A 23,198-nucleotide genomic window follows, 5' to 3' on the forward strand; every position below is an offset into this window, starting at 1 on the left:
GTACGACTGGTCGAGTCGTTTTATTGAATCCGTAATCAGCGAGTGTCTGAAATACGATATAAGCTAGGTTACAGCGACGAGGATGCCCTGTGATGGAGCAGATTAACGACTACCCTACAGAGACTCTCAGCCTTCCTTTGTTACCTTTGCGTGACGTAGTCGTGTATCCGCAAATGGTAGTTCCCTTATTTGTGGGGCGCGATAAATCAATCCATGCGCTTGATGTGGCCATGCAAGGGGACAAGCGAATTTTTGTGGTTGCGCAACAAGAGGCGAATAAAGACGATCCAGAAATGGACGCGCTTTATTCTTTAGGCACAGTAGCGCAAGTATTACAAATGCTGAAGTTGCCAGATGGCACAGTCAAGCTTTTGGTAGAAGGCAAAGAGCGCGCTCGTTTACTGCATTGTGAGACGATCACAGATCAGGATTATGTGCAGGCGCAAGTCCAACTTGCCCCGTCGACGCCTTTAGGTGAGCGTGAACAAGATACCCTGATGCGTATTTTGTTAGAGCAGTTTGAAGCCTATGTTAAACAAGCAAAAAAAATCCCTAATGAGGTTTTAAATTCATTGCAAAGTATCGCTGAACCTATTCGTTTGGTGGATACGATTTCATCGCACATGTCGTTAAGTGTGCCTGAAAAGCAAAAATTACTTGAGCTTGATAAAGCACGTGATCGGCTCGAGCACTTAATGACCTTAATAGAAACAGAACTTGATTTGTTGCAGGTGGAAAAGCGAGTTCGTGCGCGTGTTAAGCAACAAATGGAGAAAAATCAGCGCGAGTACTATTTGAATGAGCAAATGAAAGCCATTCAAAAGGAAATGGGTGAACTAGAAAACTCGCCAAATGAACATGAAGAGTTTGCCCGCCGTATTGAAGCTGCGGGGATGCCTAAAGATGCACATGAAAAAGCGACCGCAGAACTGAACAAGTTAAAAATGATGTCGCCCATGTCTGCAGAAGCGACAGTTGTGCGTACCTATTTAGACTGGATGCTAGGTCTTCCTTGGAGAAAACGTTCTCGTGTACGCCATGATCTAACACGTGCCGAAGAAGTTTTAAGTCAGGACCATTACGGTCTAGAAGAAGTAAAAGAGCGTATCCTAGAGTATCTTGCGGTACAAAAGCGAGTGAAGAAGGTTAAAGGGCCTGTACTTTGCTTAGTAGGCCCACCTGGGGTAGGTAAAACTTCTTTAGGGCAATCGATTGCGAAAGCGACTAACCGCGAATACGTACGCTTGGCATTGGGTGGCGTGCGTGATGAAGCTGAAATTCGTGGTCATCGACGTACTTACATTGGTTCCATGCCAGGCAAACTCATTCAACGTATGAGCAAAGTGGGTGTACGTAACCCCTTATTCTTGCTTGATGAAATTGACAAAATAGGCATGGATCACAGAGGTGATCCAGCATCCGCCTTGCTAGAAGTGCTAGATCCTGAGCAAAATCATAAGTTTAGCGACCACTACCTTGAAGTAGATTATGATTTATCCGATGTGATGTTTGTGTGCACGGCAAACTCGATGAATATCCCAGCGCCTTTACTTGATCGTATGGAAGTCATTCGTTTACCTGGCTACACAGAAGATGAAAAGCTAAACATTGCTCAACAGCATTTGGTGCCCAAACAGCTAAAACTCAATGGCCTAAGTGAACGTGAGCTTATTTGGACTGAAGCGGCCTTGTTAGAGCTAATTCGCTATTTCACGCGTGAAGCTGGGGTGCGTGAGTTAGAGCGCCAAATTGCGAAAGTCTGTCGTAAAGTGGTTCGTCAACTGAGTTTAAAAGCAAAAGAACCTCTAGAGTTAGAAGCAACCAAGGTCGCTGAGTTTGCGGGCGTGCGTAAATACGCGTATGGCCTTGCAGATGAACAAGATCAAATTGGTTGTGTCACTGGACTGGCATGGACTAGCGTGGGTGGAGAGTTACTCAACATCGAAGCTGCTGTGATGCCAGGTAAGGCGCGTCTAACCCGTACAGGGTCGCTAGGTGATGTGATGCAAGAATCCATCCAAGCAGCGCTGACGGTTGTGCGTAGCCGTAGCAAAATGCTAGGGATCTCTGCACAAACTTTTGAGCGCACGGATATCCATATTCACGTGCCTGAAGGTGCAACACCAAAAGATGGACCAAGTGCAGGGATTACCATGTGTACGGCATTAGTCTCAGCATTAACTGAGATTCCTGTGCGTGCAGATGTGGCTATGACAGGTGAAATTAATCTGCGCGGTGAGGTTTTGGCGATTGGTGGCTTGAAGGAAAAACTTCTGGCAGCACGTCGAGGTGGTATTAAAACCGTGGTTATCCCGCATGAGAATAGTAAAGATCTGCAAGAAATCCCCGATAAGATCAAAGAATCTTTGGACATTCGCCCAGTGAAGTGGATTGATCAGGTGTTAGAAATCGCCTTGACCTATGCGCCAACACCTTTAAGTTTGGACGAAGTGCCCGCGACTGAAGATCCAGAAGAGGTAAGTGCACGCGGCGTAAGTACGCATTAGAATGCACTAAAAAGAGGGAAACAGGGTGTCAGGCAGTACAAAGCTTGACACTGATTTCAAGCCCTTGGTATAAACTGCCCTCGATCGTACTTGTGTGCCCTTTAGGTTCTGGGGTTGCAAGATGGGTATGACCTCTTACAAACTTTAGTTGTATTGCGTACGATTCAAGAGAACACCATTATTTTTATGATAGCGACCTATATAAGGGGTGAAGTGTGAACAAGTCTGAGCTGATTGATGCGATTGCAACCTCTGCAGATATTTCAAAAGCGACAGCAGGTCGTGCCTTAGATGCGGTGATCCAATCAGTGACTGATTCACTGAAAAAGGGTGACTCAGTGGCACTGGTAGGTTTTGGTACTTTTGCAGTGAAAGAACGCGCCGCACGTACAGGGCGCAATCCGCAGACAGGTGCTGAAATTAAAATTGAAGCTTCTAAAGTGCCTAGCTTCCGCCCGGGTAAAACTTTAAAAGATGCAGTAAACGCGACCAGCAAATAAACTTTGCCTCCAGTCGTATCGATTTAAATAAAGGCGTACCCTCTTGGCGTACGCCTTTTTTATTTATTCGTCATCAAGTTTAGGATTGCCTATGTTAGATTTCATCCGCAACCACTCCCAAGGTTGGATTGCTAAAGTCATTGTGGGACTGATTGTATTGACCTTCTCGCTTTGGGGGGTCGAGAGCATTATCGGAGCCTTTACCCAAAGTCGGGATACGCTTGCCCAAGTTGGGGATCAAGAAATTAGTCGTACTCAGGTGGATAATCTTGCACAGCAGGAATTACGCCGTTTGTTACAGACCAATCCAAATATAGACCCTGAAACCCTAGATCAAAATTTATTACGGGGTATGGCACTGAACCGCCTCATTATGCAGGGCGTATTAAATTATCAAGCACAAGTGCAAGATATACGTATTAGCCGCCAAGCAGTTGAACGTGAAATTGTACGCACACCACAATTTGCCGATGCAGAGGGACGTTTTCAGCAAGAAATTTATAAAGATGTCTTAGCGCGTGCCGGCCTAACACCGACTGGATTTCGGGCTCAGCTAAGTGAAGAAATTTTGAATGAGCATTTGCTTGGGGGCGTTAGCTTAAGTGCCTTTGTATTACCTAAAGAACGCCAAGCTTTGGAGGCACTTCTAGATCAAAAGCGTACCTATCGTAGTGTGCGCTTATCCTTAGACGAGTATGCGCAGGATTTGACACCAACCGAAGAAGCATTGCGTACTTACTACCAAGAACATCAAGAAGCTTATGCCATGCCTGAACGTGTGCAAGTGGCGTATTTACTGTTAGATCCGCAGCAGGTCGCACAAAGCATTCAAATTGACCAAGCGCAAATTGATGCGGCTTATCAAGCTTATGTGCAGCAACAGCCACAACAACGCCAAGCCGCACACATTTTATTGAACTTTACAAATGAAAAAGAAAAACAGCAAGCGCAAGCAGACTTGCTCGCATGGCGTGATGCTGTACTGGCAGGGGAAGCAGATTTTGCACAGTTAGCACGTGAACATTCGCAAGATCCGGCAAGTGCACGTCAAGGTGGTGATTTAGGGTGGATTTTGCCTGATACGCTTGATCCAGCTTTTGAGCAGGCCCTATTTGCCTTACAAGAAAATAGCGATATTTCTATGCCAGTGGAAACGCCTTTTGGCTTGCACTTGATTCAGTTATTGGATCAGCGTGCGCCTGAAATCAAGCCCTTGGCAGAAATGCGTGCACAGTTAATACAAGATCTGCAAGCACAACCTTTGCGTGAACGTATGGCCAGCTTGAGCGAAGACTTGCGTAATCTAAGCTTCTCTAAAGACAGTTTGCAAGCAGTTGCAGAGGCGTTACAGGAACAAATCACCTTGGAAGTGCAAACGTCTGCATGGATTAGTGCAGGGCAAGCCGAAGATTTTTGGCAGCAAACTCAAGTACAAAAAGTCTTATTCGATCCGCAAATGCGTGAAGATCAACTGCCTTCAGATGTGATTAAGTTAGATGATGAACGCTTGTTGGTGATTCAGCATCAAGCGTATCAAGCACAAAGCATTCAGGATTTTGCACAAGTACAAGATCAAGTGCAACAGGCTTGGGCGCGGACGCAAGCACAAAGTCGCTTGCAAACGCAGGCACAAACTTATCTGCGCCAATTACAAGCGGGAGAATCCTTGCCTGCATCTTTAAGCTGGAGTGAAACCCAGACGATAAGCCGTTTTGGCGCACAAACTGAGCAAGATCTGGTCACTTACATCTTTAAAATGCCACAGCCAGCTCAAGTCAGCTATGGCATTTACACAGATGCTGAGGGGAATGTGCTATTGTTAGCTTTGGATACGGTGACTGATGGTGAAATCAGTACGGGTGATGAGGCTATCAATGCACAAAATGTTTTGCAGCAACAGGCACAAAGACGCTGGATGCAGTTGCAACAAAATCATTATCTGCAAGTGACACCTGTACAACGTTTTTAGAGAAGGGTATTCAGGGGATGAAGCCCAGCAGAAGCTGGGCTTTTTTGTTAATTATGAGGGAATTTATTGTAAGGGAAAAATGACAAGGCTTGCAGAAGCTAAGCTATAGCCAATCACAGCACCTGCCAATACATCTGAAGGATAATGTAAGCCTAATACAACACGCGATAAGGCGACTAAACAAGTAAAAATGCTGGTTAATAGCCAAAGTTCGGGTGCATAAGTGGCAACTAGTGTACAAAAAGCGACAGCGTGCAAGGTGTGACCAGAAGGAAAACTATAATAATCTAAAGGGGGCATTTGGCAGTTAATCTGTTGACAGCTTAGATAAGGGCGCTGCCGGCCCAGAGTCTGTTTTAAACCTTTGTAAATCAGTGTACAGCCTAAACCGATCAATGCCATTTTGAGTGTAATCGAAAATCCATGCCAACCGTAAAGCAAAGGCATAGCCAGCATAAGTCCATACCAGAAAAGCCCATCGCCTAAGCGACTGACAAGACGCATACTATAAAGAAAAGGCTGAATCCGCGCATATTGGTTAAAGACTTGGCAAATTCGCCATTCCCATAAATCAATTTTATGAAAGAGAGTGGTCGAGCGTGTGTTCATGGCAGCTTACCCCTTGCGCTCTTGCTTGCATCAGGTACTGAATGAAATTTTGCACTATGGTATCCCAGCTAAAGGCTTGAATGCGTTTGCAGGCACCTGTGGCTAATGCTGTTCTCAATACAGGTTGGGCAGCCAACTCAAGCGCTGCTTGATTGAAGGCTGTCTGGTCTTTTAAAGGGACTTTATAGCCACTGACACCCTGTTCAATTAACAGCTGGGCGCCTGCATAGTCGTAGCTTAAAACAGGCAAACCAGATGCCATAGCTTCTAAAATCACATTACCAAAAGTTTCTGTTGTGCTGGGGAATAAAAAGAGATCACAACTTGCGTAATGACGTGCAAGATCTATTCCTGTACGTGTACCAGGTAGAATAATGTCTTGCGTTTTACGCATGAGATGGGAATGTAAGGGACCATCTCCTGTTAGCACCAAGCGTGCATCTGGATGTTGTGCCTTAATGAGTTGAAAGGTTTCGATCACTTGGTCAAGATTCTTTTCCGCAGCCAAGCGACCAACACAGGTCACAACGAGCGTTTCTGAATTAGCTTGCCATTGTCGGCGCAAATCTTGACAGCGGCGTTGAGGATTGAACCTTTGAGTATCAACACCACGATATAAGCAGTGTACGTTATCAAGTCCTTGGGCACCCAATTCTAAAGCTTGTTGTTGATTGGGGACCAAGGTGGTGTGAGTTGCGTTATGAAACCAGCGTAAATACGCTAACGTGGGTTTATGTAAGTAACTTGCTAGGCGTCCGTAATGCTCTGTGTATAGTTGAAAGTTCGTATGAAAACCACTAACCACAGGAATCCCTTGGCTCTGTGCGTATTTAAGGGCGGCGAATCCCAAAGGGCCTTCTGTAGCGATATATAAAACATGAGGTGGATGTAAAGACCAATGGCGGCGTAAATCAGTGGGCAAGCCTAACCCTAGTTGTAAATCTTGATACCCTGGTAAACCAATACCTTTAGCATGCCAGTCGCATAAACGCCCGCTAGGATCTAAGGCACGTAAGTAAGACTGGCGCGGTTTAGGACGCACCAAATCGAGGTGCCATCCCTGATGTAGCAAGCCCTTGACCAAATGTTGTAGGGTGTGGCTTACTCCGTTGATGTCGGGTGCGAAAGTCTCTGTGACTAAACCAAGACGTAGCATACTAGGCTCCTCCAAGGGTTTAGCACATCATTTCGCAAGCAAGTGACAACTGGGTGGCAAAAACATGATATTTTTAATTTGTATCAATTAATAAGCTTAGGAAACGCTTTATGCCATTAACACCAGAAGCCAAAGAAAATCGTGTAAAAAGCCTGGTTGGCTTAACTTTATTAGCAGAAATTCGTTTAGGTAAACCCAAGTTATTAAGGATTTTGCTAGAAAAAAGTACTTTTATTGAGCAAGATAGACGCGAATTACAATTGCCACCTTTACCAAGGGATACTTGGAAAGGCTTAGACATGGCGACCCAACTTAGGCGGGCACGTTTAGAAACTGCTATTATCCAATTAACACCTTTACATCCACCAAGGGTGCGCGGGTTAGTTTATAAGGGGGATACTTATCAACCTGGAAGAAGCAGAACTTGATATAAATCAATTTGCTAACGCCTAGTTTGCTAAATATCACAAGAAGTACGAGTATTTTTGCAGTATGCTAGTGACGACTATCAAGTTTTTCAAAAGATATCTTATTGATATTTTTTTAAAGCTAAGTTAGTTTTGACGACATTATTTGTCTTCTCTAGCCACAGGAAGTCTGCATTATGGGCATAGGGATTTTTGACTTGGATTATATGGAAACCTTACCTGTTACTCAAAATGGGGGCTATACTGTAGCCCGACAGCCGATTTGTGATCGTGATCTTAGACTATGCGCATACGAGATTTTGTACCGTAATGCGCCTTTAGATGAGTACGCACAGATTGACAACCCAGTTCAGGCAACAGCACGTGTGTGCTCTGCCGCATTTTTCCAGATAGGACTAGATCAGCTTGCAGGTGCTTTACCTGTGTTTATCAATATGACACCCGAATGGCTGCTATCGCCGGACCTATTGCCGCGCCCGCAGCATCAGGTTGTGATCGAAATTCTGGAAGATATTAAACCCACGCCTGTATTGCTAGATTCATTAAAAGTCATTCGCAAAATGGGCTATAAGCTGGCACTCGATGATTTCGAACCAACAGCGGAAAATATGGCATTTGTAGCCTTGGTGGATTATATCAAGCTGGATGTGCGTGCGTGTTCAATGGAAGAATTAGGCGCGCGGGTACGAAAATTTCAAGGTTTGCCATTGAAGCTATTGGCAGAGAAAGTAGAAACTTGGCAAGAATTTGAAGCCTGCAAAGCGCTCGGTTTTCATTTATTTCAGGGATACTTCTTCGCACGTCCTGAGACGATGGGCAGTGGACAGATTCAAGAAAACCGTACTGCATTAATGCGTATTCTTGCTGTTTTGCATCAAGCTGAACCTGATTTGGCTGAGCTGGAAAGTTACATACTACAAGATCCCAGTTTGTACTATCTCATTCTGAGGCGTATTAACTCAGCTTATTATTCCCTGCCACGTGAAGTGACTAGTATTCGTCAAGCTTTAATCTATTTAGGTACGGATGCACTCAAGTTATTAGTGTCTACCTTGGTATTATCTCAGCACTCGCGTTTATCTGGTGTGCTGTTACCTCTCGCTTTATCACGTGCTAAAATGTGTGAGTTAATTGCAGAATCTTTAAAAGTGCCAGACAGTGAATCTTACTTCACTGTTGGTTTACTTTCTTTATTAGATGCTTTATTAGAGCGACCTTTAGTTGATTTGCTAGAATCCTTACCTTTAGCAAAACCTATTAAACAAGCTTTATTAGAACATTCTGGGCCACGTGGTGAAGTGTTATCTTGGGTAATTGCTTATGAAAAAGCAGACTGGGAAATGCTGATCAAATTACCCTTAACAACAGAAATTTTTGTAGAGCGCTACATTGAAGCTACTGAGTGGGCAGAAAATTTATTGGTTGGCATTAAAAGATAAATCTCTCGTACACGCAAGACTCACCTGTCTTTGGGGATGGGTCTTGCAAATCAATCCCTAAGTATGGGCTTCCAGCCAGTGGTTGAGTTGGTCACGAACTTTAGGGTAATCCTGTATTAAATTCGTTAGTTCTAATATGAGATGATCAAGCTCTTGATCACGGATCCCATGTTCAATTTGTTTGGCAAGTGCTGAAAACGCATGGAGTTGTAAACTAGCGCTACTTGACTTCAAACGATGTGCAATACCTCTAACTGCTTCCAGTCCTTCTGAGTTTGTTAATAAAGCCTCTTGCTGATTTGCATAAGTTTCTAGCTCTTGCATGAGTTGGTTGTTGGTTTCGATAAATAACCCAACTAATTCAGGTAACGCATCTGCAAAAGTGGCTTCCAATTTATGCCAGTCTGGTTTATCAAGGGCTTGTTCGGCTTGTTCGGCTTGTTCGGCTTGTTCGGCTTGTTCGGCTTGTTCGGCTTGTTCGGCTTGTTCGGCTTGTTCGGCTTGTTCCGGAGCAGAATGCGGTTGCCACCAAGTTTTTAAGGCAAAACCTAAGGTCTCTAATTCTATGGGTTTACTAATACAGGCATCCATCTGAACTTGAATTAAAGTCTGTTTGTCATTCGCCATTACATTGGCGCTTAAAGCAAGGATGGGGCAATATGAGGCATTTTCCTGCTGATATTGACGAATCAAAGCAGTTGCTGTGGGGCCATCCATCACTGGCATATGCCAGTCCATTAGTACGATATCAAAGTCAATATTTTTCTGTTGATATAAACGTACCGCTTCTTCACCATTAATGGCTTCTGTCACACTGACTCCGAGTGTTTTGAGCATTAATCGTGCAACTTGGCGATTGATAGGGTCATCTTCTACTAAAAGCACTTGCATGCCGTTAAGTGCTAATTCAGCCAATTTGGCATCTTCAACTGAGTGAGTTTTAGGTGGAAAGATAGGTGCTTGCACAAGAGCAGGTGTTTTGCTTGGTGTTGGCAGCTCTGTGCTCAAATATTGTGCTAGTAAGCGGTCTAGCGCGAGTGCATCTAGCGGCTTTTTAAGTACAGTTTGCATACCAATAGCATGCGCACGCTCCAAAGTAGCCTCTTGGTGAGAGTTAGTTAAACCAATTAAAATGGGGGGGTGTTTTGGTAAAGCATGCAAAATATGAGTTGTTGCCTCGTAACCATCCATAATAGGCATATCCAGATCCATCAGTACAAGATGCGGATGCCACTCAGTACAGATTTGCAAAGCGGCAGCACCTTGAGAAGCAAGGCGCACTTGAGCTGCATAAGGTGTTAGCATTTTTGCCAAGGCTTCACGATTAAGCAGATTATCCTCAGCGATTAAAATGCGCGCATTTTGGTTAATAGATGCATATTGGTATAAAGGTTGAGGCTCAAGTTCACAAGGCTGAGAAAGTAAATTATAGATTTGCTGCAATAAACGATTGGGGCTATAGGGTTTATATAAAATCGCATCAATCAAACTTTTATCTTTATTTTCAAGGGCTTGGGTATCCATTGCTGTGCAAAGTACCAAAGGTGTTTTCGGTGCTAGTTGGCGTAGTTGGCGCGCGACTTCAAACCCATCGAGATGCGGCATACGCCAATCAATCAAGACTAAATGATAAGGTTGCCCAGCAGCTTGCGCACTTTGGAAAAGATGCAAACCTTGCTGACCATTGGCAGCACCCTCAGCAAGTAAGCCAAGGTACTCAAGCTGGTGGGTGGCAACCTCTAATGCAAGTGGATGATCTTCAATGACTAAAACGCGCACTAGGGTATTTGCAGGAATTAGGGGATCTTCAGCCTGATCCTGACTATAGCTGAGCGGAATACTGAAACTAAATTCACTACCTTCACCTAGAATACTTTTAACTTGGATCTCTCCTTGCATCAGCTCAATAAGTTCTTTGCTGATAGCCAACCCCAACCCTGTACCACCATAGCGCCTTGTCGTTGAGGTATCTGCTTGCGTAAAAGCTTGGAATAAGTCGCCTTGCTGTTCGGGGCTCATGCCAATGCCCGTATCTATCACACTAAAGCGTATACGGGCGGTTTCTGCATTTTGTGCCAATACTTGAATGCGAATAATAACTTCACCTTGATCTGTAAATTTGACAGCATTGCTAGTGAGGTTGACAAGGATTTGGCCTAAACGCAGCGGATCGCCAATAAATTTGTTAGGTAAGCATTTAGGGAAATCAAAAATAAACTCGATACCTTTTTCAGCCGCTTTAAAACCGATGACATCACTAACATGTGTCAGCACTTCATCCAGATCAAAAGGAATACTTTCTAATTGTAAGCGCTTGGCTTCAATCTTAGATAAATCGAGAATATCATTAATAATAGAAAGTAAAGACTTGGATGCACCTTGGATTTTTTGTAAATAATGGTGCCAAGACGTGCCTCTTGCTTCCCGCTCAGCAAGTTGTGTTAAACCAATAATTGCATTGAGTGGTGTGCGAATTTCATGGCTCATATTCGCGAGGAATTCACCTTTAATTCGATTCGCAAGTTCTGCTTGGCGCCGTGCCTGCTGTAATTCATGCTCTACTTGCTTTTGTTTGGTGATATCTGTACGAATAGAAATATAATGAGTCGGTTTACCTTCTTGATTTAAAAAAGGTACAATTGTAGAGCTTACCCAATATAGATCCCCATTTTTATTACGGTTGCATACATCACCATGCCAGACTTGGCCGCGTGCAATGCGTCGCCACATAGACTGGAAAAATTGGCTATCATGTATTCCGGAGCAAACGACACGGTGGGTTTGCCCTAGTAACTCTTTGCTTAGATAGCCGCTAATAACTTCAAATTTTGGGTTAGTGTATAATATTTTGCCTTTGGCATCTGTAATGCTGACAATGGCATGCTCGTCAAGTGCTTTGTGGATAAAGGAGCTTTGTTGTAATTCTTTATTGAGCGCTTGTTTGATGATGAGCATACGGTAAAAAATATAGCCCAAAATAACTAAAGTGATGAGCGTTAAACTCAGTGCTGCAAACATAAAAAAGTGATGTTTAACTTTTTGCTGCTCGAAGATAATATTTTGAATACTTGATATTTTGATAAGAGAATCTTTAGCTCTTTCTTGTTGATCTTTAAGCTGGTACAAGGACTTGTTGATATATTGGATAAGGTCATATAAGGCAGATGCTTGTTGATGTAACTGAAAGAATAATTTTTTAACAGGCCCCTCAAGGGTTTGGTACAAACTAAAAATATCTTCTAAATGCTTTTCAATTTTCTTGGATTCATGGTTTTTTTGGTGTTGACTGTTGATTTTATTGAATTCAATCTGTAACGCTTGAATCGATAAACGTATTTGATGCTTAGTGACTTGCTCAGGAGTAAATGTATCAATTTGGAGATAAATTTGTAGAATAAGGTTTTCTAGTGCAGTGAATTGTTTGTGAATTTGATATGAACCCTCAAATAAAGTGGGGAGTGTATGACGCATTTGACGACTATAATAATAAAACTGCTGCCACGCTAAGCGCAAATCCTCACTTTCTGAGTAATTAATTAAAGGTGCCAGAGATTCAATAAAGTCGCTTTGTTGTCTAAGGAGAGATTGTAATCCATCTTCATCAGAATGTATGTTTTGATTTTGATAGTGTACTCGGTTAATTAAAGATAAAGTATGGGCTTCATTGACCAATAAGTGGCTAACAAGTGCTTGGATTTGTTGGTGATTTTCTTGGTAGGGGTCATGAAATAAGCGTACACCAAAAGCAAGCGTTAATAAAAGTGCCAAGCCTAAAAGAATATAAGCAACTGACTGAATACCTTGACGTTCTTGGTCTGATGTTTCGATTAGGTATTTAGGTGAGCTTTTAGGCATACGGGGGAAACCTCATATAAGGGTTATGCTTTGTCTGTGGTATCCAGTGAAAAAACAACCTCAACCTCATTGCCACAGCCTAAATAACGGACTTCTTCTGCCATTTCACAAATCAAGGGGATGCCACGACCATAAAGCTTTAAGTTATCTTGAACAGATGTATTAATTAATTGCTGATAATTAAAACCCTTGCCAGAATCTTGCACACGAATTTTTAGCCAAGTTGTTTGGTTCTGCATGAAGCAAGTACAATTGACATCAATTTTAGCATCTGTCAATTGTTCTAAGGCTTGCTCACGTGTATTTAAATAAGTATCAAAAGAGTCTAGCGAGGTCTTTAAGCGAGAGTCAATACCTAAAATACCATGGTCAACAGAGTTATTAATGAGTTCAGATAAAACAACAAAAAGTGATTTGTTAATAGGTCGCCCTGCATATTCACTGACTAAATTAAGCACTAAAGGGGTAAGATCTAAACGCTTGATTTCTTTTGCCGTGAAAAGTAGAGAGAAGCTCCAAAGCTCATGCTGATTATCACTAGAATCAGAGTAAATTAATTCTGGTTTGCCTGAAGGAAGGAGATGTTCTTCAACTGATTGAATTACTTGCTGGTCATCTTCAGGAATAGAAACAAGCACAAAAGTCACATCATCATGTGGTGCAGTGTAACCAACAAAGGTTTTGAGCTCACTTTGTAAAACCGACATGCGCTCATAAGGTGCATGTTGTGTTAAATAATTAAAAACGCGCTCTTCTCCGAAGGCTTCCCCATGTGCATTTTCAGCGTCAGGTAAGCCATCTGAGCATAAAAAGAGCTGGCAAGGTGCTTGATAGCGAACACTTTGCGTATTTGGGTTAAATAGCTTAGGTCCAGCCAAGCCGAGAGGAAGGTGATTGGAGGTGAAATGATGAGTTTCTCCTTGCGGCGTTAACATGACGACGCCAGGAATACCACCATTCCAAACACTAATACGTTTATAGTTAGGATCAATATTAATTAAGGCCGCCGCGACAAAGCGATCAATAGGCATTAAAGATCTTAACCTTAAGTTCATTTCCGTAATAATACTTTCTAAGGCAAATCCTTTTTGGCTCATTGCAGAAAAGATTTGTACCAAGGGTAAACCATTAATGGCAGCTGAAAGGCCATGCCCAACAGCATCTGCTAGCATTAAATTGAGTGCCCCTGTCGGTGTACGGGCAACTAATAATAAATCACCACTAAAATGGCGGTTTGGTTGTAAGTGGTAGCTTACCCAAGGATCTTCCAATAAGCCTTCCTTAAGGACGTGCTGCATAATATGACTACTAATACGTAGCTCTTCTTCTTGTTCTAAGAAAGTTTCTAATTGTGCATTTTTTTGTTCTAAGGTACGTTGGGTGATCAGTTGACGTGCAACAGATTTAAGCTTACATTCCAATATCACTTTATTCAGGGGCTTGAACATATAATCATCCCCTCCTGCTTCAAATCCGCGTACAATACTTTCTGTATCTTCTAAAGCAGATAAAAAAATGACAGGTAGCCAAGCTGGATAAAGTGCTCGAATTTGCTGTGTTGCTTGGATGCCATCCATTTCAGGCATGGCCACGTCCATTAAAATAACATCCGGTAATTCTTCACTTGCTTGCAAAATTTCTAGGCAGTGACATCCATTATTTGCTGTGATGACCTCATGTCCAAATCCTTCCAACATACGGCGTGCAAAGAGTTGTAAAAAAGCATCATCATCAACAAGAAGGACTTTTAACTGGGTGATATTTTGCATGGACGCACCTTAAATGGGGAATCAAGTTAGCTGATTTTAAAAAGATTTTTGAAGTTAGCCACTTTGAACACATCCAAAACTACAGGCGAACAACGTACGATTTGAATTTCTTTGCGTTCTGCATCAGCACGCTCTTTGAGTAATAACAACATACCTAAAGCAGAACTATCAATGTAGTCGACGTCTTGCATATCGATTTCAAAAGATTTCACTTGAGCATCAGTTAAGGCAGAAGTATAAGCATCACGAAATTCTCTATGTGCAGAAAAATTAAACCGACCTTTTAGCTTGATTTTAGCGATTTGACCTTGAGTTTGTGTATGAATACTTACGGACATCAATAGATTCCTCTAAGAGTGTTAGGAGGTTTTCCCCTCTTTATACCAAGAAGTCAGGCTAGGTGCGAGTTCAGGCAGGGGTTTGATCAAACAAGCACCACCTAATGCAATGGCTTCTTTAGGCATACCAAATACAACACAAGTGCTTTCATCCTCAGCTAAGGTAAAAGCACCTGCTTCACGCAAGGCTAGCATACCTTTAGCACCATCTTTGCCCATACCTGTCATTAAAATAGCCGCGGATTTTTTGCCTAGAAGTTCAGCACCAGAGTGAAAAAGAACATCCACTGAAGGGCGATGTCTGTTCACAGGTTCGCTTTGCTCTAGTTGGGTATAAAACTGTTGCCCATGACGACGCAAACGTAAATGAGAATGGCCTGGGGCAACATAAGCATGGCCTGCACGAATCAACTCATTATCTTGCGCTTCTTTGACAGTGAGCTGGCTGTGTTTGTCTAAGCGTTGTGCAAAAGGGCCAGTAAAAGCTGCTGGCATATGTTGCACAATTAAAATAGGTGGCATATCTGCAGGTAAAGCGCTTAATAAAGCTTTTAAAGCTTCTGTACCACCTGTAGATGCACCAACTAATAAAATACGTTCTGGTGGGTACCAAGAAACCTTTTTTTCTACATAAGCAGAAGGGGTATTTTGTATTGGTGGCTGAGTGGTACAAAATCTATGTTTTAGCACTTTTAATTTAGCTTGTGCAGCAGCACGTACTTTATCTGCGAGTTCATCGGTATAGGCTTGTAAGCCACGTTTAATATTTAATTTTGGTTTGGTGATAATATCCACGGCACCTAGCTCAAGTGCTTGTAATGAAATAGCTGAGCCCGCCTCAGTTAAGCTCGAAATCATGATGACAGGCGTTGGCTTAAGGCGCATGATTTTTTCGAGAAAATCAAGGCCGTTCATTTTTGGCATTTCGACATCTAATGTAATAACATCTGGATGTTGTTCCCGAATTAAGGTGCGTGCATCGAGTGGATTGCTAGCGCTACCTACAACGCACATATCAGGTTGTGAGTTAATAATTTCCTGTAAAACCTGACGTACTAAAGCAGAATCATCAACGATGACTACCTTAATCATGGGAGACTCCTTCAAAATAAAAAGCTAGCTAAATAGCTCAATATCATTACCTGTAGGCGTGGTTTTAAGTTGATCTGAATATGCCACTTCACGCTCAATAAGTGCATGGTTATCCTCGATAATTCTTCAATTTACGCACAAAAGCTTGTCCTGTTTGAGGAATAAAAAAAACCTTGCGAGGGTAAATATCAAGCAAATCTTTAGCAACTAACTTTAAACCTTCCATTTTAATATAATGCAAAACAAAATTTGCATTACGTGTTCCGATATCTGCTTGTTTTAGAGAGTCTAATACACGACCACCACCAAAGACTTTAACTTGTAAGTTTTCTTTGTGAGCGCCAAGCTTTAGTAGAGAGTTCACCAACATTTCCATCGCATGTGTGCCATAACGTGCAGCAGTGCTCAGTGGGCTATTTACTTGGCCGCATTCTGGCAGCATAAAATGGTTCATGCCGCCAACACCTAATTTAGGATCCCAAATACAAGCGGAAACGCAAGAGCCTAAAATGGTACCTAGAGCAAGTTCAGTTTCGGCAGTAGCGCAATATTCGCCTGGATGAATTTTAATCATATCCATTTGTAAGTGAGGTTCACGAAAACGTTTATGGGTTGGCGCAGAATGAATAAAATCAGACATGAATTCTCCCTAAAATAGGGCGGTAGACAGTGCGACTGACTAACTGAAACAAATCCGTTGCATGGTGAAAACTCTCCGAGTGTCCTGCAAATAGCACACCATCATGAGTTAATAGAGGATGAAAGCCAGCGAGTATTTTATACTGTGTTGGCTTATCAAAATAAATCATTACATTACGACAAAAAATAGCATGAAAAGGACCTTGGATTGGCCATTGTGGTGCCAGTAAATTAATTTTTTGAAACTTGACTAAATCTTTAAGAGCGCGCCTAACTTTTACTTTACCTAGATTTTTGTCACAACCTTTTAGGAAGAAACGTTTACGACGTGCTTCATCTAAATCACTAATTCGATCAAAAGCATAAATACCTGCAGCAGCCTTGCGCAATACATCTGTATCTATATCTGAAGCAAGAATTTCTACGGGAGGTTGATAAGTACCAAAATATTCCATTGCGGTCATGGCTAAACTGTAAGCTTCTTCACCAGTAGAGCTTGCAGTACACCAGATGCGAATAGGCGATTTCCATTGAGTAAAATAATTTTTTAATAGCTCAAAATGATGAGCTTCACGAAAAAAAGAAGTAAGATTAGTTGTTAAAGCATTAATAAAAGTTTCCAATTCTTGGGGGTTTTTATTTAAGAACTCAATGTATTGGCTAAACGTATGAATATTTAAGACGCGCAAACGACGTGATAAGCGTGTATACACTAAATCTGCTTTAGCATCTACTAGCACTATACCTGCTTCGCGATAAATCAGATCACGTACATAGTGAAAATCCTTAAGGGTGAAATGAAATTCACGCGATTTAGATGCTGTGCTCATTTAATAATCCATTCAACACAAGATAAGCTGACAAAATACCTAATTTTCTTATAAAAAGATAGAAAAAGAAGGATCTTTGAAAAAGAAGGAAAATTTTAAATAACAAAAGCCCCACACTGGGGGCTAGATGATAGAAAGCTTAAAATTCTTCCCATCCCTCATCGGCATCCATTTCTTTACGTGGCGCCGGCAAAGGTGGTGTTTTCACTGGTGTGCTTGGTACGGCTGCATGTGTTTTATGAGGCTGATGTCCTGGAGGTGCTTGTAATGCCAAAGGTGCACGGACTTGCGCATTCTCATCGACTCTAAAAAATGCGATTGCCTCAGAAAGATTGCGTGCTTGTTCCTCTGCCGCTTCAGAAGCGGCGGCCGCTTCTTCAACTAAAGCAGCATTTTGTTGGGTGACTTCATCTAATTGGGTAATTGCAAGATTAATTTGCTCAATACCAGAACGTTGTTCATCAGAGGCAGCAGAAATTTCCGCCATAATGTCTGTCACTCGTTTGACAGCAGTCACAATTTCACTCATGGTGTGGCCTGCATCTGTCACCAAATGAGAGCTAGATTCAACGGTCTCTACAGACTTGTTGATAAGCGCTTTAATTTCTTTCGCGGCATCTGCGCTACGTCGTGCGAGGTTGCGTACTTCCGTTGCGACGACAGCAAACCCGCGTCCTTGTTCGCCTGCCCGTGCGGCTTCTACAGCAGCGTTCAGAGCTAAGATATTGGTTTGGAATGCAATACTGTCAATCACTGTGATAATTTCTTCAATCTGGCGCGAGCTTGAAGTAATCATCTGCATGGTTTTGACCACGTCATTAACAACTTGTCCCCCGCGCTCAGCAACATCACTTGCGCCAATGGCGAGTTGGTTAGCTTGGCGCGCATTATCCGCGTTTTGTTGCACTGTGGAAGTAATTTGCTCCATGCTTGCAGCAGTTTCTTGCAGACTAGAAGCTTGTTCTTCTGTGCGTTGGGATAAATCATTATTACCTGCAGCAATTTCACTTGCTGCTGTATTAATGGCATCAGTGGATTCTTTAATTTGCCCTACAATTCGGCATAACTGTTCTACAGTCTGGTTGGTATCTTCTTTGAGTCGTAAAAAAGTCCCTTGATATTCTTTATCAATACGATGCGTTAAATCCCCTTCTGCAATGGCACTAAGGACTTCAGCAACATCTTCTAAACCTTCAGAAGTAATTTCTAGTAAACGGTTTAAACTTTGGCCTAGTTGTAAGAAAAAGCCTTCTTTACCTTCTAGTTGAATACGTCCACTGAAATCACCAGCAGCTGCTTGGATGACAATATCGGCAATTTCTTGTTCTGCCGCGACTTCATTTGTAACATCCGCCCACTCTACCACGGTGCCACATCTTTGTTGTTCGCTATTAATAATTGGGTTAGCAATTAAACGGAAGCTGCGCCCAGCTAACTGAATTTGTGTTTTATAAGTATCTCTCAGGGCCGCAAGCATCTGTCTTTGATGCTGTGGATGCTTATGGAAACTATCAATATTGACACCAAGTAAATGATGGGCATCAAAATGCGGTATGACTTGACGTAATTGGTCAGCGCATTTAGCAAACATATTTTGCACTGCTTGATTGATATAAATAATATCGTATTGCTCATCAGCAATCATAATATTAGTGCTGACTTTATCCAATGCAAAACGGATTCTTGTATTTTCTTGAGTGACTTTTTCTAATGCTTTTTGTTGGGCTTGTTCACGTTCTTGGCTGGCTAGCTGATCTGTTAAGTCATGCCATTCTACTACAAACCCCATGCGTTCATCTTGCTTATTATAAAGTGCATTGACGCAAAATGAGAAAGTACAGCCGCCAACATTGATTTTTGCTTGATGTCTATCTTGTAATTGTGCCAATAATTGGCGCTGATGTTGTGGATTAGCATGAAAGACATCAATATTAGTGCCCACGAGCTTACGTGCATTAAAATTAGGTAGTTGTTGGCGAATATTAGCTTCTCTATCTTGTAATAATTGGCGTACTGCTTGGTTGGTATAGAGAATATTTAAATCATGATCAGCAATCATAACCTTAGCATCAATTTTATCTAACGCACGTGTCATAAAATGCATAAGACCTAAATGCTTTTGATCCTGACGGCGCCTATCTTGTAGCTGTTGTACTAAAGCAGCCAACTGGTCAACACCTGCAGCGAAAACCTGAGGCTGTGCTAAGCGTTTGGCTTGCTCTGTTTCGCCTTTGACTAAGGCATCAACAATATTTTGGAAGCTATAGCCTAAATCTTTGGTAATTTGCTGAATAATCGCTTCTTTTTCTGCTTCTGGGTTGATGCTAGGTGGTGTATGAATAGGAATATCAAGATTGATATCCTCTTCGTTGTGTGCAAGCACTTCATTTTGTGCATATAACAAGATGGGCAAGGTGGCTAACGCAAGCAGGCCTGCCGCTGCAAGGAGCCAGAAATCTCCTTCACTTACACCTGTCTCGCCAGTAATGACTAGAGCTAACAAGGCAATTAATAGCAGCTGAAAGAGCATCGCTGCCTTGATGCGGGAAGTCGTACTCATGGTCTTGCCCTTTTCAATATTCAAAAATTATAGAGAAACTCAATGTGTGCTTTGCGGATAATCGGTCACAGCTTGATCAACCAACTTGATTTCATCACTATTCATAAGTTTTTCGATATCAACTAGGATGAGCATTTGTTCTTCTAAGGTAGCTAATCCGCGAATATAAGCTGAATCAAAATTGGCATGAAAATCAGGTGCAGCCTTAATTTGGTCTTCATGCAAAGTCACGACATCTGAAACACTATCAATCACAATGCCGACAGTGCGATCGAGTAAATGTAAAATAATAACGACAGTGAATTCGTCATATTTAATGTCACCAACCCCAAATTTAATGCGCAAATCAACAATAGGGACAATCACGCCACGTAAGTTAATCACACCCTTAATAAATTTAGGGGCATTTACAATACGAGTGACTGCACCATAACCGCGGATTTCTTGAACTTTTAAAATATCAATGCCATATTCTTCACCACCTAGACAAAAAGTAAGAAACTCTTGTCCGCGGCGACCGGGTTCTTGACTGGGATGTTCTTCATGATCTTGTTCAAACATGTGTGACCTTGCCTCCCCTAATAGCTTCAGTGCATACGCGGCTTACGCATCTGAATAATTTCTGCTGCATCTAAAATTAAAGCAACGCGTCCATCTCCTAAAATAGTCGCCCCAGAAACCCCTTCTACTTTACGATAATTCGTTTCTAAGCTTTTAATCACGACCTGATGTTGTCCTAATAAGTCATCTACCAATAAAGCAGCTTTTTGTTCGCCAGCTTCGACAATCACGACAATGCCTTCATAAATTTCACGGGCAAGAGGCTGTAAATTAAAGAGTTCGTAAACTCGAACCAATGGAATATATTGATCATAGGCATAAATCATCACACCACGTCCACTGACTTGTTTTAACTCGGTGCCTGTTGGCTGAATAGAGGCAATAATACTTGTCAAGGGTAAGATGTAGACTTCTTCCCCAACGGCGACAGAAAGACCATCCAAAATTGCTAGCGTTAAAGGTAGACGGATACTAATTCTGGTGCCTGCATTGGCGATAGAATCAATTTCTATGCCACCACCTAAGTTGGTGATGTTTCTGCGCACAACATCCATGCCAACCCCACGGCCTGAGACATCTGTGACTTCTGCCGCTGTAGAAAATCCGGGTGCAAAAATCAGCTGCCAAACCTCTTGGTCACTGGCATGATCACTTACGGGAATATTGCGCTCGCGTGCTTTGGCTAAAATACGTTCTCGGTTTAAACCTGCACCATCGTCTTGAATCTCAATTAAAATATTACCGCCTTTATGTGCTGCGCGTAATACGATGGTGCCTGTGGCTTGTTTACCTTTAGCTAAGCGTTCTTCTGGTAATTCGATGCCATGATCAAGGCTATTTCTGATTAAGTGCGTGAGAGGATCAGAGATTTTTTCAATTAAGCTTCGATCTAGCTCAGTATTTTCACCGACCATTTTTAGATCTATTTTTTTATTGAGCTTACGTGCTAAATCGCGGACCACACGTGGAAAGCGGCTGAAAACGACACTAATAGGTAACATGCGCACAGCCATCACAGATTCTTGCATATCACGCGTATTACGTTCTAGTTGCGCCAAAGCGTCTAATAATTTTTCTTTACCTGTAATGGCTTCTAGTTCAATCGCCGCCTGTAAAATCATAGATTGAGTGATGACAAGTTCACCCACTTGGTTAATGAGCTGATCGACTTTATCGACGCTGACACGAATCGAGGTCTCCGCAGTACCTGTAGTGACGGCTTTATTTGATGTTGGCGTTTTTGTGGTGGTTGCAGGTGTGGCTTTGTTAAGCGTTTGCTCAGTCGGTGGCGGTGCATCGATAGGGGGCAGTTTTTGAAAAAAACCATAGCCGCGTTGACGTTCTAAGTGATCTTGCTGTTCGCTGGTTTGATCTGGGGTTACATCTTGTGTACTCAGGTCAGAGGTTGGTTGTTCGATGGCTGGCTCATCATCATCGAAATAAAATAAACCAAAACCTTCATCTTCTTCAGCGATTGGATTAGCTTGCGTTAATGGTGTGAGTGTAGAATCTTCCAGTTCCTGTGGTGGGTCAATGGCTTCGAATTCAAAAAAGCCAAAGCTATCATCTTCTGTTTTTTCTAGATCGTCAAAGAGACCAAAATCGGCTTGTGCTGGGTCCTCATCTTGATAGGCACAAATAATAAGTGCATCTGGATCAACGACGAAGCCAAGCAAATTGCGCAGGTCCTGTTCCTTGTAGATTCCAGTAAATAACAGTTGGCAGGGTTCCCCTAACATGCTGCCTTTATAAAGGACTTTAACTTCACCTTCATTGCTCAGGCCTTCAATTAAATCATCGACACCTGCAGGTGTCGGAAATTCAAGTAACCAAGTTGTAGGCAATAAAGGATTAAGTTTGTTTGCTGCAGAAAGTGCGGGCGTTGCAGGCGCTTCACCTTGTGCTTGTTGACGGCTGCTGACAAGCATTGCTTGCAATTTTTGAATAATGCTTTCGGCTTGAGCTTCATCAAAAGTATGCCCATGTTGATGGCTGGCAAGTTGTTGCTGGATCACATCGCGTGCTTCCAGCATCAAATCCACCATATCGGCTGTCGGTTGTACGCTACCTTTACGTAAAAGATCAAGCAGGGTTTCTAGCTCATGCGTGACTTGGATCATGTCATGAAAACCAAAAGTACCACTACTGCCTTTGATCGAGTGAGCCGCGCGAAAAATCGCATTGAGCTGGTCAATATCAGGGGCATCTAAATCAAGGGAAAGCAGCAGATCTTCCATGCTAGCCAGGTGTTCTGCAGACTCTTCAAAAAACAGTTGATGAAACTGGCTAAGATCTATACTCATGATGCTATCTTACGCAATAAAGGTATTTTGTCTAAGCAGGGCAGGCTTAAACTCGATAGATAGTGGTGGATGCAAGTGATCACAACAAGGATAAGCTTGACCTCCCTGCACACTGTAAAACCTGAAATAGACTAACAGAGACAGGGAAAAACCGCCATTAGCCAATAACCTTGCGCACGACTTCAATCAACTTGGGAGGGTCGAAAGGTTTGACTAACCAGCCGGTGGCTCTTACTGCTTTACCTTGTGCTTTCATCTCTGCACTAGATTCTGTTGTGAGCATAAGAATCGGAGTACTAGCGTACTGGGGCAGGGTACGTAAAGAACGTATTAAGGTTAGGCCATCCATACGCGGCATATTTTGATCAGTAAAAATTAAATCAAAACGTTCGCTTTTTGCTTTTTGTAGACCATCTTGTCCATCAACAGCTTCAGTGACTTGGTAGCCTGCACCCCTCAACGTAAAAGCAACTAGTTGCCGGATAGAAGCTGAATCATCAACGGCTAAAATTTTCTTGCTCATAAGATGTAATGGCTCCTTAAAAAACTTATTACCAAAAAGACTGAATTTAACCGCATCCACAACACTCAAGGACCAGAAGTAGCTGAGCACTTAGAAGCTAGCCATGTATACCAGAGCTTT

General features: G+C 42.4%; 17 protein-coding genes. 5 read left to right on the forward strand and 12 right to left on the reverse strand.

What is annotated here, in order from left to right; translation table 11 throughout:
- Positions 1 to 92: 92 nt before the first annotated feature.
- The 3 genes from lon to BMX05_RS06405 all read left to right on the forward strand — a co-directional run bounded on the left by lon (position 93) and on the right by BMX05_RS06405 (position 4,976).
- Complete coding sequence (gene lon / locus BMX05_RS06395; RefSeq protein WP_093309156.1) at positions 93 to 2,507, forward strand: endopeptidase La; 2,415 nt, start codon at positions 93 to 95, stop codon at positions 2,505 to 2,507.
- A 215-nt stretch (positions 2,508 to 2,722) separates the two neighbouring features.
- Entirely contained in the window at positions 2,723 to 3,007 is a 285-nt protein-coding gene (gene hupB, locus BMX05_RS06400; protein ID WP_093309158.1) for a nucleoid-associated protein HU-beta, read from the forward strand.
- A 91-nt stretch (positions 3,008 to 3,098) separates the two neighbouring features.
- Positions 3,099 to 4,976, forward strand: coding sequence for a SurA N-terminal domain-containing protein (locus BMX05_RS06405; RefSeq protein WP_093309159.1), 1,878 nt, complete (start codon positions 3,099 to 3,101; stop codon positions 4,974 to 4,976).
- A gap of 63 nt (positions 4,977 to 5,039) precedes the next feature.
- Here BMX05_RS06405 and BMX05_RS06410 read toward each other — a convergent pair whose 3' ends face one another.
- Together BMX05_RS06410 and BMX05_RS06415 are read right to left on the reverse strand one after the other, a co-directional pair.
- On the reverse strand, positions 5,040 to 5,585 hold the full coding sequence (locus BMX05_RS06410) for a phosphatase PAP2 family protein (protein ID WP_093309161.1): 546 nt from the start codon (positions 5,583 to 5,585) through the stop codon (positions 5,040 to 5,042).
- Entirely contained in the window at positions 5,554 to 6,741 is a 1,188-nt protein-coding gene (locus BMX05_RS06415) for a glycosyltransferase family 4 protein (RefSeq protein WP_093309162.1), read from the reverse strand. The genes BMX05_RS06410 and BMX05_RS06415 overlap by 32 nt, the downstream gene beginning before the upstream one ends.
- A gap of 110 nt (positions 6,742 to 6,851) precedes the next feature.
- Between BMX05_RS06415 and BMX05_RS06420 the strand changes: the two genes are divergently transcribed.
- Together BMX05_RS06420 and BMX05_RS06425 are read left to right on the forward strand one after the other, a co-directional pair.
- Complete coding sequence (locus BMX05_RS06420) at positions 6,852 to 7,169, forward strand: hypothetical protein (protein ID WP_093309163.1); 318 nt, start codon at positions 6,852 to 6,854, stop codon at positions 7,167 to 7,169.
- A 176-nt stretch (positions 7,170 to 7,345) separates the two neighbouring features.
- A complete protein-coding gene (locus BMX05_RS06425) occupies positions 7,346 to 8,608 on the forward strand; it encodes an EAL and HDOD domain-containing protein (protein WP_093309165.1) in 1,263 nt (420 codons plus the stop codon).
- Between the two features lie 57 nt (positions 8,609 to 8,665).
- Here BMX05_RS06425 and BMX05_RS06430 read toward each other — a convergent pair whose 3' ends face one another.
- From BMX05_RS06430 to BMX05_RS06475, 10 genes are all read right to left on the reverse strand, one after another.
- The gene (locus tag BMX05_RS06430; protein ID WP_093309166.1) at positions 8,666 to 12,463 is read right to left on the reverse strand and encodes a response regulator; all 3,798 of its coding nucleotides are present in this window, start codon (positions 12,461 to 12,463) and stop codon (positions 8,666 to 8,668) included.
- Positions 12,464 to 12,486: 23 nt separating this feature from the next.
- Complete coding sequence (locus tag BMX05_RS06435) at positions 12,487 to 14,232, reverse strand: fused response regulator/phosphatase (RefSeq protein ID WP_093309168.1); 1,746 nt, start codon at positions 14,230 to 14,232, stop codon at positions 12,487 to 12,489.
- Positions 14,233 to 14,258: 26 nt separating this feature from the next.
- Positions 14,259 to 14,570 carry an STAS domain-containing protein gene (locus tag BMX05_RS06440; protein ID WP_093309169.1) on the reverse strand — a complete coding sequence of 104 codons (312 nt, stop codon included), beginning with the start codon at positions 14,568 to 14,570 and terminating at the stop codon, positions 14,259 to 14,261.
- A gap of 21 nt (positions 14,571 to 14,591) precedes the next feature.
- Complete coding sequence (locus BMX05_RS06445) at positions 14,592 to 15,662, reverse strand: protein-glutamate methylesterase/protein-glutamine glutaminase (RefSeq protein ID WP_093309171.1); 1,071 nt, start codon at positions 15,660 to 15,662, stop codon at positions 14,592 to 14,594.
- 109 nt (positions 15,663 to 15,771) lie between these two features.
- The gene (gene cheD / locus BMX05_RS06450; RefSeq protein WP_218138997.1) at positions 15,772 to 16,302 is read right to left on the reverse strand and encodes a chemoreceptor glutamine deamidase CheD; all 531 of its coding nucleotides are present in this window, start codon (positions 16,300 to 16,302) and stop codon (positions 15,772 to 15,774) included.
- A complete protein-coding gene (locus BMX05_RS06455) occupies positions 16,295 to 17,131 on the reverse strand; it encodes a CheR family methyltransferase (protein ID WP_093309172.1) in 837 nt (278 codons plus the stop codon). The genes cheD and BMX05_RS06455 overlap by 8 nt, the downstream gene beginning before the upstream one ends.
- A 139-nt stretch (positions 17,132 to 17,270) precedes the next feature.
- Positions 17,271 to 19,691 carry a methyl-accepting chemotaxis protein gene (locus BMX05_RS12880; protein ID WP_093309174.1) on the reverse strand — a complete coding sequence of 807 codons (2,421 nt, stop codon included), beginning with the start codon at positions 19,689 to 19,691 and terminating at the stop codon, positions 17,271 to 17,273.
- Positions 19,692 to 19,730: 39 nt separating this feature from the next.
- Positions 19,731 to 20,252, reverse strand: coding sequence for a chemotaxis protein CheW (locus tag BMX05_RS06465; protein ID WP_093309176.1), 522 nt, complete (start codon positions 20,250 to 20,252; stop codon positions 19,731 to 19,733).
- Positions 20,253 to 20,278: 26 nt separating this feature from the next.
- On the reverse strand, positions 20,279 to 22,555 hold the full coding sequence (locus BMX05_RS06470; RefSeq protein WP_093309178.1) for a chemotaxis protein CheW: 2,277 nt from the start codon (positions 22,553 to 22,555) through the stop codon (positions 20,279 to 20,281).
- Positions 22,556 to 22,712: 157 nt separating this feature from the next.
- Entirely contained in the window at positions 22,713 to 23,078 is a 366-nt protein-coding gene (locus BMX05_RS06475) for a response regulator (protein ID WP_093309180.1), read from the reverse strand.
- Positions 23,079 to 23,198 lie beyond the last annotated feature (120 nt).

The organism is Allopseudospirillum japonicum (assembly GCF_900108915.1).
GTDB lineage: Bacteria > Pseudomonadota > Gammaproteobacteria > Pseudomonadales > Halomonadaceae > Pseudospirillum > Pseudospirillum japonicum.

Bases quoted from the DNA above. Each gene is read 5' to 3' on its own strand.
- lon (WP_093309156.1), top strand. From the start codon at position 93: ATGGAGCAGATTAACGACTACCCTACAGAGACTCTCAGCCTTCCTTTG.
- BMX05_RS06405 (WP_093309159.1), top strand. From the start codon at position 3,099: ATGTTAGATTTCATCCGCAACCACTCCCAAGGTTGGATTGCTAAAGTC.
- BMX05_RS06410 (WP_093309161.1), bottom strand. From the start codon at position 5,585: ATGAACACACGCTCGACCACTCTCTTTCATAAAATTGATTTATGGGAA.
- BMX05_RS06415 (WP_093309162.1), bottom strand. From the start codon at position 6,741: ATGCTACGTCTTGGTTTAGTCACAGAGACTTTCGCACCCGACATCAAC.
- BMX05_RS06420 (WP_093309163.1), top strand. From the start codon at position 6,852: ATGCCATTAACACCAGAAGCCAAAGAAAATCGTGTAAAAAGCCTGGTT.
- BMX05_RS06425 (WP_093309165.1), top strand. From the start codon at position 7,346: ATGGGCATAGGGATTTTTGACTTGGATTATATGGAAACCTTACCTGTT.
- BMX05_RS06430 (WP_093309166.1), bottom strand. From the start codon at position 12,463: ATGCCTAAAAGCTCACCTAAATACCTAATCGAAACATCAGACCAAGAA.
- BMX05_RS06435 (WP_093309168.1), bottom strand. From the start codon at position 14,232: ATGCAAAATATCACCCAGTTAAAAGTCCTTCTTGTTGATGATGATGCT.
- BMX05_RS06440 (WP_093309169.1), bottom strand. From the start codon at position 14,570: ATGTCCGTAAGTATTCATACACAAACTCAAGGTCAAATCGCTAAAATC.
- BMX05_RS06445 (WP_093309171.1), bottom strand. From the start codon at position 15,662: ATGATTAAGGTAGTCATCGTTGATGATTCTGCTTTAGTACGTCAGGTT.
- cheD (WP_218138997.1), bottom strand. From the start codon at position 16,302: ATGTCTGATTTTATTCATTCTGCGCCAACCCATAAACGTTTTCGTGAA.
- BMX05_RS06455 (WP_093309172.1), bottom strand. From the start codon at position 17,131: ATGAGCACAGCATCTAAATCGCGTGAATTTCATTTCACCCTTAAGGAT.
- BMX05_RS12880 (WP_093309174.1), bottom strand. From the start codon at position 19,691: ATGAGTACGACTTCCCGCATCAAGGCAGCGATGCTCTTTCAGCTGCTA.
- BMX05_RS06465 (WP_093309176.1), bottom strand. From the start codon at position 20,252: ATGTTTGAACAAGATCATGAAGAACATCCCAGTCAAGAACCCGGTCGC.
- BMX05_RS06470 (WP_093309178.1), bottom strand. From the start codon at position 22,555: ATGAGTATAGATCTTAGCCAGTTTCATCAACTGTTTTTTGAAGAGTCT.
- BMX05_RS06475 (WP_093309180.1), bottom strand. From the start codon at position 23,078: ATGAGCAAGAAAATTTTAGCCGTTGATGATTCAGCTTCTATCCGGCAA.